We start from the raw sequence: 13,873 nt of genomic DNA, 5'->3' as shown, positions 1-13,873 counted from the left end.
GGGCCAGTCGGGTGAGCGTCAGAGCAGTGCCGGCGTCACCGCCGTGTCCGCGTACCTCGGGACGGTGCGGGACCAGTGATAGCAGCCGCTGATCCAGCCGATCATGCCGTCCACGTAACCGCGGCCCGCCGGGCTCAGCTCCGCCCTGATCCCGGTCCAGAGCTCTTCGAACTCGCTGATGGCGCTGTTGATCTGCCGGATGGCAAGGGCGACGGCCGTGGGCAACGGGCAGCGGTGCTGGTTCTGGTGGGCGAGAGCCAGATTGATCACTCCGCCTGTCCGTTGTTCCTTCACCGCGGAGAACAGGTCGGCCGTCCACACGGCCGCGTCCACCGACAGGCGCGTCATACGTCGCATGACCGGATGGTGAAGCTCCTCGGGTGCGAGCTCGCACGGCTGCGCCGCCTCGTACAGGGGGTAGAACGGTTCGATTCCCGCGGTGAGCGAGCGTACCGAGGCGCACAGGTCGATCCGCACGGGGGAAGTGCCGGTCTGGGTGACCGCCTCGTACAGCAGGCCATGGACGTACTCACGGCTCTTCCATGCCCACCGGGCCGCCTGGTCGGGCGTGCACCGCTCCTGCACCTGGCGGTACAGGTCGGCCAGCGCCGCTCCGAGGGGCGTGGTCGGCGCCGCGCCGTCCCTGAGGATCGCGACGCTCTCGCACAGCATGGGCAGCAGGTTTTCCGGCCACCGGTGACCCACATCCTCCGCCTTGTCGTCGAAGACGAATTGATAGGCGATTTGATTGGCGATGATCTGGAGTATGCCGGGATCCACGGCAGGGCTGTTGTACGAGGCGAGTTCGGCGGGGCGGGTGTACGCGATCATCTCCGGAACGCCCGGTTCATCCAGCAGGCCGACCTCCCGCAGCCATTTCTCCACCCCCGCCGACGCCTCCGCCTCATGTCGGTTCCGCTGAAACGGAAACGGCATGTACAGCTGCGCGTCGATCAGCTCCTTCAGGCTGGAACGCCGAATTCCGTCCTGCCGGGGAACCGTGATTTCCTCATGCGTCGTCGACACCGGTCTCACCTGCCGTTCGGGAATGCGGTACGCGGATCGTCGTACGGTGCGTGGTGCCGGCCCGCTCGCGCGTTCGCGGTGCGCAGGTCATGCGGAGGGTCCGCGGCCCCAGGGTGACCGCGGGCCGGGTGTCCCGGGAGGCGCCGGGGCGGTGGGCCAGCCGCCAGCGGGCGGCGATGGTCGCCAGCGCCAGCGTCGCCTCCGTCATGGCGAAGCCGTCGCCCAGGCACTTGCGGCTGCCCGCCGCGAAGGGCACCAGGGCGTGCTCCCGCGCGGCGGCGGTCCCGCCCGGCAGCCAGCGGTCGGGGAGGAAGCGCTCGGGATCCGGGAAGGACGCGGGGTCGTGGTGCAGCAGGTACGGGCTGTACAGCACCGTGGTCCCACGTGGGATGCGGCGGCCCGCCAGCTCCGTGTCGCGGGTGGTGATCCGGGTGAAGAGCCAGCCGGGCGGGGAGTGGCGCAGCGTCTCGGTGACGACCGCGCGGGTGTAGTCGAGCCGGGGCAGATCGCCCGGTCCGGGCCGGCGCCCGTCGGCGAGCACCGTGTCGAGCTCGGCGTGCAGCCGCCCCTCGGCCTCCGGGTCGCGGCCCAGCAGGCTGAACGCCGAGGCCAGGCACAGGGCGGTGGTCTCCACGCCGGTGAGCAGCAGGGTGATCAGCTGGTCGTGGACCTCCCGGTCGGTGACGGCGCCGTCCTCGTCGCTCGCGGCGGCGGCCAGCAGCGTCCCCAGGAGATCGTCACGGTGGGCGCCCCGCCGCCGCTCGGCGACGGCCGCGGCCACGATCGCGTGCAGCCGGTCGACCGCGCGCCGGTAGCGGCGGTTCGCGGGGGTCGGGAACGCGAAGACCGCGTCGACCGGCACGATCGTACGGAGGAACAGGCCGCGCACGACATCGGCCAGGCAGCGCCGCACCTCCGTGTGGGTCGCCGCGTCCAGGGAGTCGGAGAACAGCACCCGGCTCATCACGCGCGCCGTCACCGTCATCATGGCCGCGCTGACGTCGACCTCCTGCCCGGCCCGCCAGGTGGCGGCCACCGACGCGGCCTCCTCGCCCATCAGGTCCGCGTGGCCGGCCACGCGGGAGGGGCGGAAGGCGGGCTGGAGGAGCCGGCGCTGCCGGCGGTGCCGGTCGTGCGGGCAGGTCACGACGCCGTCGCCCATCAGAGAGCGGAGCCTGTCGTACAGCGTGCCGCCCTTGTCGAACGTCTGCGCGTCCAACAGCATCCGGTGCACCAGCTCCGGATGACACACGACCCAGGCGCGCTGCGGGCCCAGCCGCACCTCCACCAGATCCCCGCGCGCCGGCAAAGAATTCAAAAACGCCAGCGGCCGGCGGAACAAGGCGATACCGTGGCCGAGCAGAGGGAATGCGCCGGGGGCACATTCCACTGTCCATGCCTGTTCAGGTTCCTTGACGGAACCGCTCATCGGTTACCCCCGTCTCAGTCGAAACACGGAAATCGGTGATCACTCACCGAACGGGCACTTGAATCATGTACTGCCCAGTTCAATCTGATGGCGGATTGCGACATCCTTTTTCTGCGGGGGCGCACGGGAGCACGGTGAAGCACGCCGGGCATATGCGCGGCATATGTCCGGCATATGCGCGGGTGTCAGGGATACCCAGGCCGCACATACCGGTGGATCAGGCCTCATCCGCGCCGGTACGGAGCCATTCCCGGAACCAGTCGCCGGCGGCCCCGGCCACCTCCTCCAGCGCGCCCGGCTCCGGGAACAGGTGCGTGGCCCCCGGCACGACATGGATCCGGTGCGGCGCCGGCAGACGCTCCGCGGCCTCCTCGTTCAGCCCCAGCACCAGCTCGTCCGCGCCCCCCACGATCAGCAGCACCGGCGCCGCCACCTCCGGCAGCCGGTCACCGGCCAGATCCGGCCGCCCACCCCTGGAGACCACCGCGTACACCCGCCCCGGCCGCTCCGCCGCGGCCACCAGCGCGGCGGCGGCACCGGTGCTCGCACCGAACAGGCCCACCGGCAGGGTCCCCGTCCCCGGCTGCCGCTCCAGCCAGTCCACCGTGTCCACCAGCCGCCGGGCCAGCAGACCGATGTCGAAGCGGTGCCGCCCGGAGACGGCGTCGTCAAGCTCCTCGCGCTCGCTCAGCAGGTCCAGCAGCAGCGTGCCCAGGCCCACGCGGTTCAGTTCGGCGGCCACCGCGCGGTTGCGCGGACTGTGCCGGGAACTGCCGCTGCCGTGCGCGAACAGCACCACCCCCGAAGCGGCGGAGGGCATCGTCAGGTCCCCCGCCAGTGCCACCCCGTGCGCCGGCACCGACACCGGCTCGGAGGTCATCCGTCTCACCTCCGGCTCCGCTCCTCGCCGTCCGTCAGCGCTCCCGCTCGTCCGCCGGCTGCTCGACGCCGGTCAGCGGCTCACCGCTCGCCGTCCCGCCGGCCGGGCCGTAGCCCTCGGCCGCGCTCGCCGTGCCCGGCACCACCCGCTCACGGGCCTGGCTCTCCTGGCCGGAGTGGGCCCCCGGCTCCTCCTCGTCCCCGGCGCGCGCGTATCCGCGCTGCCACTCGGCGCCCTCGGCCTCCGAGCCGGCGGCTTCCGACTGCCGTTCCGTGCGCTGGTCTCCCCGCTGCCGTTCCGTGTCCTCGCCGGGCGGTGCCTGCGTCACGTCCTCGACGTCGTCCTCCCGCTCGCCCTCCGCCTGGGAGGGCGTCGTACGCGGCGGGTCGTAGGAGGTACCGGTGACGTCGTCGCGTTCACCCTCGGCCTGGGACGGTGTCTGCTCACTCATGCTCATCCTGTGCCTCCCGACGTCCGGTCGGTCCCCCCGTGTACCCGGTCCGGCCCGGCCCCATGCGAGGTTCGCGCACCCGGCGGCCCACCCTCGGCGGCCACAGGAGAGGTGACCGGACCACCCTTCTCCCGAGGGCGACGCTGAGCACCGGCGAGGCCGGTACGAGCATCTGGCGCTGCACACCACGCGGCAGGCTGTCGGCGCTGCCGGGGCTGCGGGTGCCGCGCCAGGCGGGCCGCTGGGTCGGCCGGGACGACTGGGCCGGCTACCTCCAGCGCTACGCCGCTCACCACCTCGCGCGGTCGCCGAATGCCGGAGGCAGCCGGTGCGCCCCGATTCCGGCGGTCTGCCACCGGGAAGCGGACCGGGGCACGATCGTGGGCGGCGTCCGCACGGACAGCCGGACGCGGGCCGCGCCGGCTCGGCTGAGGGCGACGGTGATCTCCGTGTGACGGCCGTACGGGCGCTGATGTCGAGGCGCCGGCCCCCTGACTCACCCGCAGGCGCCAAGGTCTCCACTTCGCCGGATACACCAACCCCCTCAGCGGCGCCCTGCGCCAGTCGACTCGACGCCCGCGCCATCGCCCAGGCCATCCACCGCGCCCATCGGGTGCCGAGGCCGAGGCTCCCGCAGCCCCGTACGGAGAAGACTTCGCAGCCGACATGAGCGCCGACGACCGCATCAGCGACAGCCGGCCGTCGCATGGCCTCGTCGCGGTGGTGACCGGCGCCGCCCGGTGGGCATCAGACAGGCGATCGCACGCGAACTGGCCGCCTGCGGCCACCGCTTGGTGCTCTGCGACATCGACGGCAGGCCCTCCGCCGCGTGGCCGACACCCTCGGCCCCCGCCACCGCTACGTCACCGCGGACGTCACCGACGCCCAGACCCCCGGGCGTCTGGTCACCGAGGCCACGCACCACCACGGACGCGTCGACGTACGGGTGAACAACGCCGCCTACAGCGCCACCAAGGCCGGCGTCCTCGCCCTGTCCGAAGCCCTGGGTCGTGAGGCCCGCCCGCACGGCGTGCACGTCAGTGCCGTCCTGCCCGTGCTCGTCGGCACACCGCTCGCATTGGCATCCGCCTGCCCTGCCGTCTCACGCCCCGACCGCCGACCGCCGTCGCCGACGCGGTTCTCGACCTCCTCGAACACCTGTCGCCACGCCGGTACGTCCCCATGGGTGAGGCGGCTGCCGATGCCGGACAGCCGCCTCACTCCGTGGTCACTCCCGCCCGCTCAGGCGCGGGTGATGTTCTGCGCCTGCGGGCCCTTCTGGCCCTGCCCGATGTCGAAGGTGACGTGTTCACCTTCGGTCAGTTCCCGGTAGCCGTTGCCGTTGATCTGGGAGTAGTGGGCGAAGATGTCCGGGCCTCCGCCGTCCTGGGCGATGAAGCCGAAGCCTTTTTCGGAGTTGAACCACTTCACGGTGCCGCTGGCCATACTGATCGATCTTTCGTTCATGCCGGGAACATCCCCATTGCCGGGGTTGCTCCGGCTCGCGCGACCGCACGAGCCATCAGCCGTTGTACCCCTGATCGCCCCGTTTATCCGATCGACGACACGCCAGATGAACCGGTCGGTCGTCCACCTGCGCGGGTCTTCGGTGTCGCGGGACCGCCGGGGAGGTCGGAAAGGGCGATGCGGGCGGTGACGCGCTTGCCCACCGGGTCGCGACGCGTTTCGACGCTCTGGGCGACGGCCATGACGATCTCCAGGCCGTGCTGGCCGACGCGGTCGGCGTCGGCGGCCCGGGCGACGGGCAGGGCGGGGCCGGAGTCCCACACCTGCACCTCGACGGCCGCGCCGATGACGCACAGGCTCAGCAGGATCGGTCCGGGGGCGTACTTGTGCGCGTTGGTGACCAGCTCGCTGACCACGAGCCGGGTGACGTCGAGGGCGCGTTGCGAGACGGGCAGGCCGTGATCGGCCTGCATCTGCGTGAGGAAGCCGGCGGCCAGCCGACGGGCCTTGGCGATCACGGTGCCGTCCCCGTCCAGCGCCACCCGCAGCGGGCGCCCGTACGGCGTGGTGTCGCCCTGGCTCACGGTCACTGATCCCATCACAGTCGCCTCCACCCCTGGCGCGTACCCCTGCGAAGGTGGACAACGCCTCGTAATCCTCGGCCGGCCGGCGACCGGGCGCCTCAGCGGAGGCATCGAGACACCGGGACGGCATCGAGACACCGGGACGGCGGCAGGGGAACGGCATCGGGGCGGTGATTCCGGGACGGGACCGTTGTATGCCACTATCACCGCCATGGGTGAGAACCGAATGGCGGACGCCGAACACGCCGCGCAGCACGGAAGGCTGTCGGCGGTGGTCACCGAAACCGACGGCATCCGCGTGGTGGCCCTGGCCGGCGAGATCGACCACCACACCGCGGACACCCTCCGCGAGGCCCTGGACGCCGCCGGCGAGCCCCGCCCCCGTGTCGTGGCCGACATGGGTCAGGTCACCTTCATGGACTCCAGCGGCATCAACGTCCTCATCACCGCGCACGGGGCCCTCGGCGAGGCCGGTGGCTGGCTGCGTCTCGCGGCGCCGACGGGAACCGTGAAGCGCACCCTGAACATCGTCGGCGTCGACGCCTTCATCGACTGCCGCGAATCCCTCAGCCACGCCCTCGACGACTGAACAGCCGCACCTTCACGGCCCGGGCCGTCGGCCGTCGGACGGCGCTCCGTGTCCGGCGGCTGTCCGGTCATGGGATCAGCTGTGCGAGACGGCACCGCCGCGGCGGGCGCTTCCGGATAGCGGCCCTCCGGCAGGGTAGGCGAATGGCCGCAGGCGTTGGGGAAGGGGGCAGAATGGTCCGCACGCCCGAGCCGGTGGACGCCGTGGACGCCGCTGAGCGGGTGGTGGAGGCCATGATCCAGCTCTGGCGGCAGGCGCACCTGGAGATCGCACCGGATGTGTCGGACCAGCAGATGCGTACGCTGCTCGTCCTGGAGGCGGGGGCGCGCAATCTGACCGGTCTGGCCAGGGAGATGGGAGTCGGCCCGTCGTCGGCCACCCGCTTGTGCGACCGGCTGGGCCAGCGGGGACTCATCGAACGCGTCAGCGCCGGCCGGCAGGTGTCGATCCGGCTCAGCCGGACCGGCGAGCGGCTGCTGGAGGCGACCCGCAGGCACCGCCGTCTGTTGCTGCGACGGGCTCTTGCCGCCACCGGCACCGACCAGGCCGTCCTCCACGACGCCCTGGGGCAGCTGTGCGATCTCTTCACGGCGCCGGACCTCCCTGCGTCGGACCTCCCTGCGCCGGACCCGGCGTCCCCGGCTGTCCCCGAGGCGCCGGAGCGCCCGCCGCGGTGACCGCCCGGCCCCGGCCCCGGCCCGGCCACCGGCCCGCAGGCGCGGACAGGACGCGCCGGACAACCGCCTTCGAACTGCCGAACTGCCAGAAAGCGGGTAAACCGACCTCAGAGGGAAACCCCAAGGCAACTGTTGTTGATTGACAACAATGGTCGTGAGGCAACAAAGTGAGCGGTGTCGGATGTGCGCGGGGAAGGACCTGGAATGCTCCGGTGGGCGGAGGTCGCTCCGTGTGCTGGTCGTGTCCGGCATGGCGCGACGGCGGGGCGGGAGCCGCGAAGGCGGGCTCAGGCGGTCCGGCTTCCGGAGTCCGGTGTCTCGCCGTGTATCTGTGCCGCCGCCGCGGCGCAGAACGATTCCAGGCCCTCCAGCAGCGCGGTCCGCTCGGCGGCGGGCATGTCCGCCAGAACCCTCCGCAGTTCCCGTTCCCTGCGGGTGCGCAGGTCCGCGAGGAACGCCCGGCCGCGGCTGCTCAGACGCAGCCGTACCTCACGCCGGTCCTGCGGGCTCGCCTCTCGCTCGACGAAGCCGGCCGCCTGCAGCCGGTCGCACAGCCGGCTGGTGGACGGGGGCGTGGAGGCGAGCAGCTCGGTGAGCGTACGCAGGTTGACGCCGTCGTGGTGTTCCAGGATGTGCAGAACGCGCAACTGGGACGCGGAAGTGGGAGCGGTGGAGGTCCGGCCCCATACGACCTCCAGCAGCTCGACTGCCGTGGTGGTCACACGTGCGACCTCTTCGGGCTCAGGGCGGCGGCGGAAGGCAGTCACTGTCACACTCTCGCAGGCACTGGGGTGGCTGTCAGCGTACTAGGCGCACAGGTCGGCCACGGCTGCGCGAAAGATTGGTGTATCTCCCATAGTGAACAGATTCGAGGTCGCTGAACGCGCTCTGCGCGGGGCGGCACCCCACGAGTTGCTCGAAGTCGTCCGCGCCGTACTGACGGAGCAGTACGCCGCGGAAGACGTCGAGCTGTTCCTGGCCGACTACGGGCTGACGGTCCTCCAGCCCGTGTCCGTGCTGCCGCACACCCTGGAGCCGGTGTCGGTGCACACCAGCCCGGCCGGCCGGGCCTTCGGGGCGCAGCGGCCCCACCGTGAGGATCTGCCGGGCGGACGGGTCCGGCTGCACCTGCCGGTCAGCGTGCGGGGCGACCGGCTGGGCGTGCTGTCCGTGACCCTGCCCGAAAACACCGTTCCCGGCTGTGAGGCTGAACTCGCCGACGTGGCCGAGGTGCTCGGTCACGAGGTGGTCGTCGCCGAGCGGGACACCGACATCTATCTCCAGGCGCGGCGCAAGGACCGGCTCACCCTGGCCGCCGAGATGCAGTGGCAGCTGCTGCCCGGCCGGTCTAGCTCGCGGCCCGAGTACGACCTCGGCGCCCAGCTGGAGCCGGCGTACGCGATCTTCGGCGACAACTTCGACTGGTCCGCGACCGCCGACCGGCTGATGCTGTACGTCACCAACGGCATGGGCGAGGGCATAGAGGCCTCCCTGCTCACGAACCTGGCCATCAACGCGCTGCGCAACGCCCGCAGGGCCGGCATCTCCATCGCGGACCAGGCGGCCCTGGCAGACCAGGCCGTCTACGCCCACTACCGGGGACGCCGCTATCTGTCCATCCTGATGCTCGACTTCGACCTGGAGACCGGCCGGGCGAAGGTCGTGGACGCCGGCTCGCCCCAGTTGCTGCGGCTGCGGGACGGCGTCGTGGAGCGGATCGCCTTCGACGCACAGCTGCCCTTGGGTATGTTCGAGGAGACCGACTACGTCGCACAGGACTTCCGGGTGGAGCCGGGGGACCGGCTGATCTTCGTCAGTGACGGAGTTCACGCCGTCGCGTCACCCAAGGGAGAAGCCTATGGTGAGGCGGCGCTCGCCCGGGCCATCCAGGCGACCCGGCTGCTGCCCGCGGCCGAGGTCCCGCGGGCCGTCCTGCGGGAGCTGACGGGTCACCGCGGCGAGGCGATGCCCGAGGACGACGCCCTGGTCGTGTGCCTGGACTGGCGCGGCAGGCCGCGGACCGATGACCGCGGTTCGGGGGGATTGTGACGATCGCGTGTTGTTCCGCGTACTGCCGCGCGCTAACGTTTGTCATGAAGCAATAATTGCTCGATGGTTTGCTGTCTCGGCAGGCCGTGAGGCTCGCAACAGGGAGACGGTGCAGGTGCAGGATCCGGATGTGGCACAGGAGCTGGGAAGCTTCCTGGAACGGCGCCGAGAGCAGATCGCCCAGCGTTGGGCGGACACCGCGCTCTTCCGCACCGTCTTCACCGTGTCCCGCGACGAGGCGGTGGACGCGTGCAAGGCCGTGGTCGACGCCCTGGCGGACGTGGCCCGCTCAGGACGGCTGGAAGACCTCCGGGCGCCGGGCTTCGACACGGTGAGAGACCAGCTCGGCCGGATGGCGGCCTCCCGCGCCAAGTCCGGATTCACCCCGGCCCAGATCGCCGGCGAGGTCGCCGGTCTGCGCGAGCCCGTGGCCGCGCTGCTGCGCTCCGCGTACGAGGGCACCGACAGCGCGCACGCGCACGACGTGACGCTCTCCCTCACCGTCCTGCTCGGCACGCTGCGCCTGGTGGTCATGGAGACCACGGTCAGCTCGGGTGAAGAGCTGATCGCCCGGCAGCGCCAGCAGCTGCTGGAGGTGGCCACCCCGGTCATCAAACTGTGGGAGAACATCGTCGCCGTCCCGCTGATCGGCACCCTGGACAGCGCCCGCAGCCAGATCGTGATGGAGAGCCTCCTGGAGGCGATCGTGCACGAGCGGGCCCGCTACGCCATCCTCGACATCACCGGTGTGCCGACGGTCGACTCGCTCGTGGCGCAGCACCTGATGAAGACGGTCGCCGCGGCCCGGCTGATGGGCGCGGAATGCGTCGTCTCGGGGATCCGGCCGGCGATCGCGCAAACCATCGTCCACCTCGGCATCGACCTCGGGACGATCGTCACGCGGGCCGGTCTGGCGGACGCCCTGGCGTACGCGCTCGCCGAGCAGGGCATCGCGGTCTCCCCACGCCCGGTCGCAGGAGCGAGTTCGCGGTGACCGCGGCCTCCGCGGGCCAAGGCGACTCGGTGCCGGTCCTGGCGCTGGGGGACGTCCTGCTGATCACCCTCCGGGGGGAACTGCACGACGGGGAGGCCGAACGGCTCCAGTACGACATCACCCATCGCATCGCGCACAACCCGGTGCCGGTGGGCGGTGTCGTGATCGACATCTCCGGTGTCGAGATCGTCGACTCCTTCCTCGGACGGGTCCTGTCCGAGATCGCCGCGAGCGCCCGGCTGCTGGCCACCGGGACCGTACTGGCCGGCATGCGTCCGGCAGTGGCCATGACCCTGGTCGAACTGGGGCTCACCCTGCCCGGCCTGGACACCGCGCTGGACGTCGGGCGGGCACTGGCGCTGCTCGGCCGGGCTCCCTCGGGGTCGTCCCCCGCTCATGCGGAAGAGGGTGCGTGATGGATGCCTCGCTCGCGCCGACCACCCGTCTTCCCATCGGCTCGGACGCCGATCTCGCCTGGGTGCGCCAGGAGGTGCGCCAGGCCGCTGCCGCCATCGGTTTCGGTCTGGTCCAGCAGACGAAACTGGTCACCGCGGCCAGTGAACTGGCCCGCAACACACTCGTGCACGGCGGCGGCGGGTACATGGAGATGTGGCTCATGCAGGACGGCCGCACCCGCGGCCTGCGGCTGAGCTTCGTCGACTCCGGTCCCGGTATCAGGGACATCGAGCTGGCCATGACCGACGGCTACAGCACCGGCGGCGGCCTGGGGCTCGGACTGAGCGGAGCCAAGCGGCTGGTGCAGGAGCTGGTCGTCGAAAGCCGTCCCGGCCACGGCACCACCGTCACCGTCACGGACTGGCCACCCGGCCTGCCCGCCCCGCGCACGGGCGCCTCATGAGCAGGGTCTGGGAGATCCCGGTGCAGGACTCGACCCGGGTCCGGGACGTCCGCGTGGCCGCTGAGGACGCCTGCGGCCACATCGGTCTGGACGCGCACTGCACCGCGGTCGCGGCCCTCGTCGCCACCGAACTGGCGACCAACCTCGTCAAGCACGCGAGCGAGGGCCGCATCGTCATCAACCTGACCGGCCCCTCCGACACCCGGGCGGACCCGCGGGCAGAGACCGCGCGCTGCGTGCAGATCACCTCGCTCGACCACGGGCCGGGCATCCGTGACGTCCTCGAGGCGCTGCGGGACGGATTCACCACCGCGCCCTCCTCGCTCGGCGCCGGCCTGGGCACCTGCCTGCGGATAACCCGTGACTTCGGCCTGCACAGCCGGCCCGGAACGGGCACGGTCGCCGTGGCGCGCATCAGCCCGGCGCGACCGCCTGTCGCCGCGTCCGCCCGCCAGGCCCCGGCGTACGGGAGCGCTCGCGCCGGGGGGATCACCACCGCGCTCGCGCACGCCGAGTACTCCGGTGACGCTTTCGCGTGGGTGCGCTCCGGATCACTGGTCACCCTGATGCTGACCGACGGACTCGGGCACGGCCGGAAGGCGGCGGAGGCGTCCGCCACCGCCGTGAGGGAACTGCGCAGGAACGCCGGCCTTCCCGCGGCCGGCCTGCTGCGCCTCCTGCACTCCGCGCTGGGCGGCACCCGCGGTGCTGCGGTCGGCGTGGCGCAGCTCGACGAGGCCACGCACCGGCTCTCCTACGCCGGAGTCGGCAACATCGGCGCCAGGCTGCGCACCGACGAGGGCTGGCAACCGCTCATCTCCCGTCCCGGCATCGTGGGAGCCCACTTCCCGGCCACCGTGCCCGTGCAGCAGTCGTCCTGGCGGCCGGACAGTCTGCTCATCCTGCACAGCGACGGGCTGCCCGGACGCTGGTCGCCGCCACAGGACCGCGGCCTCCTCGACCACGACCCGGCCGTGACCGCCGCGATGGTCCTGCGGGACGCCGGCAGCGCGGCGAGTCCCCTGCGCGACGACACGAGCGTGGCCGTCCTGGTGCCCGCCCGCGCGAGCGGGCACCCGTGACCGCGACGCACGACGTCTGGAAGATCACGACGGTCACCGACGCGGCCCTGGCCCGCGCCGCCCTCGACCGGACCGTCACCGACGGCCAGCCCCCCACCCTGGAGCGGGCACGCTTCCTCTCGGATCTCAGCGCGCGCCTGCGCCACTGCCTGAGCCAGGGCGGCGAGTGGGAACTCGTACGCTGCCTCCGGAACGACACCGCGGCCCAAGGGAGCCGACTGGAGGTCTCCCTCCGGCCCATCGACGCGTCTGCGGCGGACCCGGAGGGCGAGCCGGCCCTCGTCTGCCCCTTGCCGCACCTGCGGCACCCGACGCCCCTGCCGCCCCTCGACCGTGACGTGGCCGGCCCGCTGCTGCCCGAGGCCCTCCTGCGCGCCGACGCACACACCGCGACAGCCCTGGACCTCCTCGAGGAACAGCAGTGCCTGGTCCGGCTTCACCGCGAAGAGCTGCACCACACCAACCAGGGCGTCCTGGCGCTGCACTCCGAGCTGGAAGCCACCGCCCGGGCCCAGCGGGATCTGCTGGAGGCCGAGCGTGCCGCGCGCGACGAGACCGAGCGGGCGCGCCGCCTGCTGACCTTCCTCGCCGACGCCAGCGCCACCATCGCCGTCTCCCTCAGCCCCGAGGCCATCGTCCGCCGCGTCTCCGACCTGCTGGTACCGGACTACGCCGAACACATCGACGTCTGGCTCTTCGACGAGGACGACGAGCCAGGGCACCGCAGACGCGAGCATGCGGCGGCCGCCGTGACCGCCGCCCGCACGGACCGCCCCCAGCACGCGGGCCCGCATCCCGGCCGTCTGCCCGGCGTGGACGACCTTCCTCCCTCGGCGCTGTCGCCCGACCGGCCCCTGCTGGCCATCCCGTTCGGGCCGCACCGTCTGCTGGGCGTCCTCACGCTCACCGCGCCCGGACCGCGCTTCGACGCCGACACCTGCATCATGCTGATCGAACTCGCCCGCAGGGCGGGCATCGCCCTCGACCACGCCCGCCGCTACGAGCAGTACCGCGACACCGCCGAGAGCCTGCAACGCGCCCAGCTCACCGACCTGCCCGCCGTACCCGGTCTGCAGCTGGCCGCGCGCTACCTGCCCGCCACCCGGGGGATGAACATCGGCGGCGACTGGTACGACGCCTTCCTGCAGCCCGACGGAAGCCTGCTGACCGTCATCGGGGACGTCACCGGCCACGGGCTGCACGCCGCCATCGTGATGGGGCAACTGCGCACGGCCCTGCGCGCCTACGCCATCGACAACGCCACCCCCGGCGCAATCCTGACACTGCTCCACCGCATGCTGCGCCACCTGCAACCGGAGCTGTACGCCACCGCGCTCATCGCCCGCGTCTCCCCGGGGAAGCGGGAAGCGGTCTGGGCGTCGGCCGGCCACCCGCCCGCCATCGTGTGCTCCGACGACGGCGGCGTGAGCGTCCTGCGGGACAGACCCGGCCCCATGCTCGGCATCCCCCTCGACTGCGTCTACGCCGATCACACCACCGCCCTGCCACCCGGCGGCACCCTGATGCTGTACACGGACGGGCTGGTCGAACGGCGGGCGCTCGGCATCGACCCCGGCATCGAACGCCTGGCGGACGCGCTGGGCGCACTGCCTGCCCCGGAGACGGAACAGGACCTCGACGCGGCCGCCGACACCGTGGTCACGCGACTCCTGCACGACTCCGCGCGCGACGACGACGTGTGCCTGCTCCTGTGCCACGTTCCGGCGCGACGGCAGGAGGACGAAACGCACACCGATCCGGCAGGAAGAAGCGAACCCGCTTGAAC

Annotated in this window: 15 protein-coding genes; 8 read left to right on the top strand and 7 right to left on the bottom strand. The window is 72.1% G+C overall.

What is annotated here, in order from left to right:
* Positions 1-18 precede the first annotated feature (18 nt).
* The 6 genes from G7Z13_RS03700 to G7Z13_RS03670 all read right to left on the bottom strand — a co-directional run bounded on the left by G7Z13_RS03700 (position 19) and on the right by G7Z13_RS03670 (position 5,852).
* Positions 19-1,026 (bottom strand): (-)-alpha-amorphene synthase, encoded by a 1,008-nt coding sequence (locus G7Z13_RS03700; RefSeq protein WP_240926108.1) that lies wholly within the window; start codon positions 1,024-1,026, stop codon positions 19-21.
* Positions 1,010-2,455, bottom strand: coding sequence for a cytochrome P450 (locus tag G7Z13_RS03695; RefSeq protein ID WP_165995976.1), 1,446 nt, complete (start codon positions 2,453-2,455; stop codon positions 1,010-1,012). The genes G7Z13_RS03700 and G7Z13_RS03695 overlap by 17 nt, the downstream gene beginning before the upstream one ends.
* A gap of 217 nt (positions 2,456-2,672) precedes the next feature.
* Entirely contained in the window at positions 2,673-3,335 is a 663-nt protein-coding gene (locus G7Z13_RS03690) for a dienelactone hydrolase family protein (protein WP_165995974.1), read from the bottom strand.
* A 34-nt stretch (positions 3,336-3,369) separates the two neighbouring features.
* The gene (locus G7Z13_RS33520; RefSeq protein WP_240926106.1) at positions 3,370-3,786 is read right to left on the bottom strand and encodes a hypothetical protein; all 417 of its coding nucleotides are present in this window, start codon (positions 3,784-3,786) and stop codon (positions 3,370-3,372) included.
* A gap of 1,242 nt (positions 3,787-5,028) precedes the next feature.
* Positions 5,029-5,232, bottom strand: a complete 204-nt coding sequence (locus G7Z13_RS03675) for a cold-shock protein (protein ID WP_165995972.1) — start codon at positions 5,230-5,232, stop codon at positions 5,029-5,031.
* Between the two features lie 104 nt (positions 5,233-5,336).
* A complete protein-coding gene (locus tag G7Z13_RS03670) occupies positions 5,337-5,852 on the bottom strand; it encodes an ATP-binding protein (RefSeq protein ID WP_165995971.1) in 516 nt (171 codons plus the stop codon).
* 196 nt (positions 5,853-6,048) lie between these two features.
* Here G7Z13_RS03670 and G7Z13_RS03665 point away from each other — a divergent pair, with 196 nt between their 5' ends.
* Positions 6,049-6,426 (top strand): STAS domain-containing protein, encoded by a 378-nt coding sequence (locus tag G7Z13_RS03665; protein WP_240926105.1) that lies wholly within the window; start codon positions 6,049-6,051, stop codon positions 6,424-6,426.
* Between the two features lie 173 nt (positions 6,427-6,599).
* Positions 6,600-7,103, top strand: coding sequence for a MarR family transcriptional regulator (locus G7Z13_RS03660; RefSeq protein ID WP_165995969.1), 504 nt, complete (start codon positions 6,600-6,602; stop codon positions 7,101-7,103).
* A gap of 287 nt (positions 7,104-7,390) precedes the next feature.
* Here the strand turns inward: G7Z13_RS03660 and G7Z13_RS03655 are convergent, their stop codons facing one another.
* The gene (locus G7Z13_RS03655) at positions 7,391-7,825 is read right to left on the bottom strand and encodes a MarR family transcriptional regulator (RefSeq protein ID WP_165995967.1); all 435 of its coding nucleotides are present in this window, start codon (positions 7,823-7,825) and stop codon (positions 7,391-7,393) included.
* Positions 7,826-7,961: 136 nt separating this feature from the next.
* On the opposite strand from G7Z13_RS03655, the gene G7Z13_RS03650 reads away from it, so the two are divergent.
* The 6 genes from G7Z13_RS03650 (at position 7,962) to G7Z13_RS03625 (ending at position 13,871) form a co-directional block, all read left to right on the top strand.
* Positions 7,962-9,152, top strand: coding sequence for a PP2C family protein-serine/threonine phosphatase (locus G7Z13_RS03650; RefSeq protein WP_165995965.1), 1,191 nt, complete (start codon positions 7,962-7,964; stop codon positions 9,150-9,152).
* A 130-nt stretch (positions 9,153-9,282) separates the two neighbouring features.
* A complete protein-coding gene (locus tag G7Z13_RS03645) occupies positions 9,283-10,146 on the top strand; it encodes an STAS domain-containing protein (RefSeq protein ID WP_240926104.1) in 864 nt (287 codons plus the stop codon).
* Entirely contained in the window at positions 10,143-10,562 is a 420-nt protein-coding gene (locus G7Z13_RS03640; protein WP_165995962.1) for an STAS domain-containing protein, read from the top strand. The genes G7Z13_RS03645 and G7Z13_RS03640 overlap by 4 nt, the downstream gene beginning before the upstream one ends.
* Complete coding sequence (locus G7Z13_RS03635; RefSeq protein ID WP_165995961.1) at positions 10,562-11,005, top strand: anti-sigma regulatory factor; 444 nt, start codon at positions 10,562-10,564, stop codon at positions 11,003-11,005. The genes G7Z13_RS03640 and G7Z13_RS03635 overlap by 1 nt, the downstream gene beginning before the upstream one ends.
* On the top strand, positions 11,002-12,087 hold the full coding sequence (locus G7Z13_RS03630; RefSeq protein ID WP_165995959.1) for a SpoIIE family protein phosphatase: 1,086 nt from the start codon (positions 11,002-11,004) through the stop codon (positions 12,085-12,087). The genes G7Z13_RS03635 and G7Z13_RS03630 overlap by 4 nt, the downstream gene beginning before the upstream one ends.
* Positions 12,084-13,871 carry a GAF domain-containing SpoIIE family protein phosphatase gene (locus G7Z13_RS03625; RefSeq protein ID WP_165995957.1) on the top strand — a complete coding sequence of 596 codons (1,788 nt, stop codon included), beginning with the start codon at positions 12,084-12,086 and terminating at the stop codon, positions 13,869-13,871. The genes G7Z13_RS03630 and G7Z13_RS03625 overlap by 4 nt, the downstream gene beginning before the upstream one ends.
* Positions 13,872-13,873: the final 2 nt, after the last annotated feature.

Source organism: Streptomyces sp. JB150 (assembly GCF_011193355.1).
GTDB lineage: Bacteria > Actinomycetota > Actinomycetes > Streptomycetales > Streptomycetaceae > Streptomyces.
The sequence above is the reverse complement of the archived record's forward strand: the minus strand, read 5'-3'. Positions and strand labels throughout refer to the sequence as shown.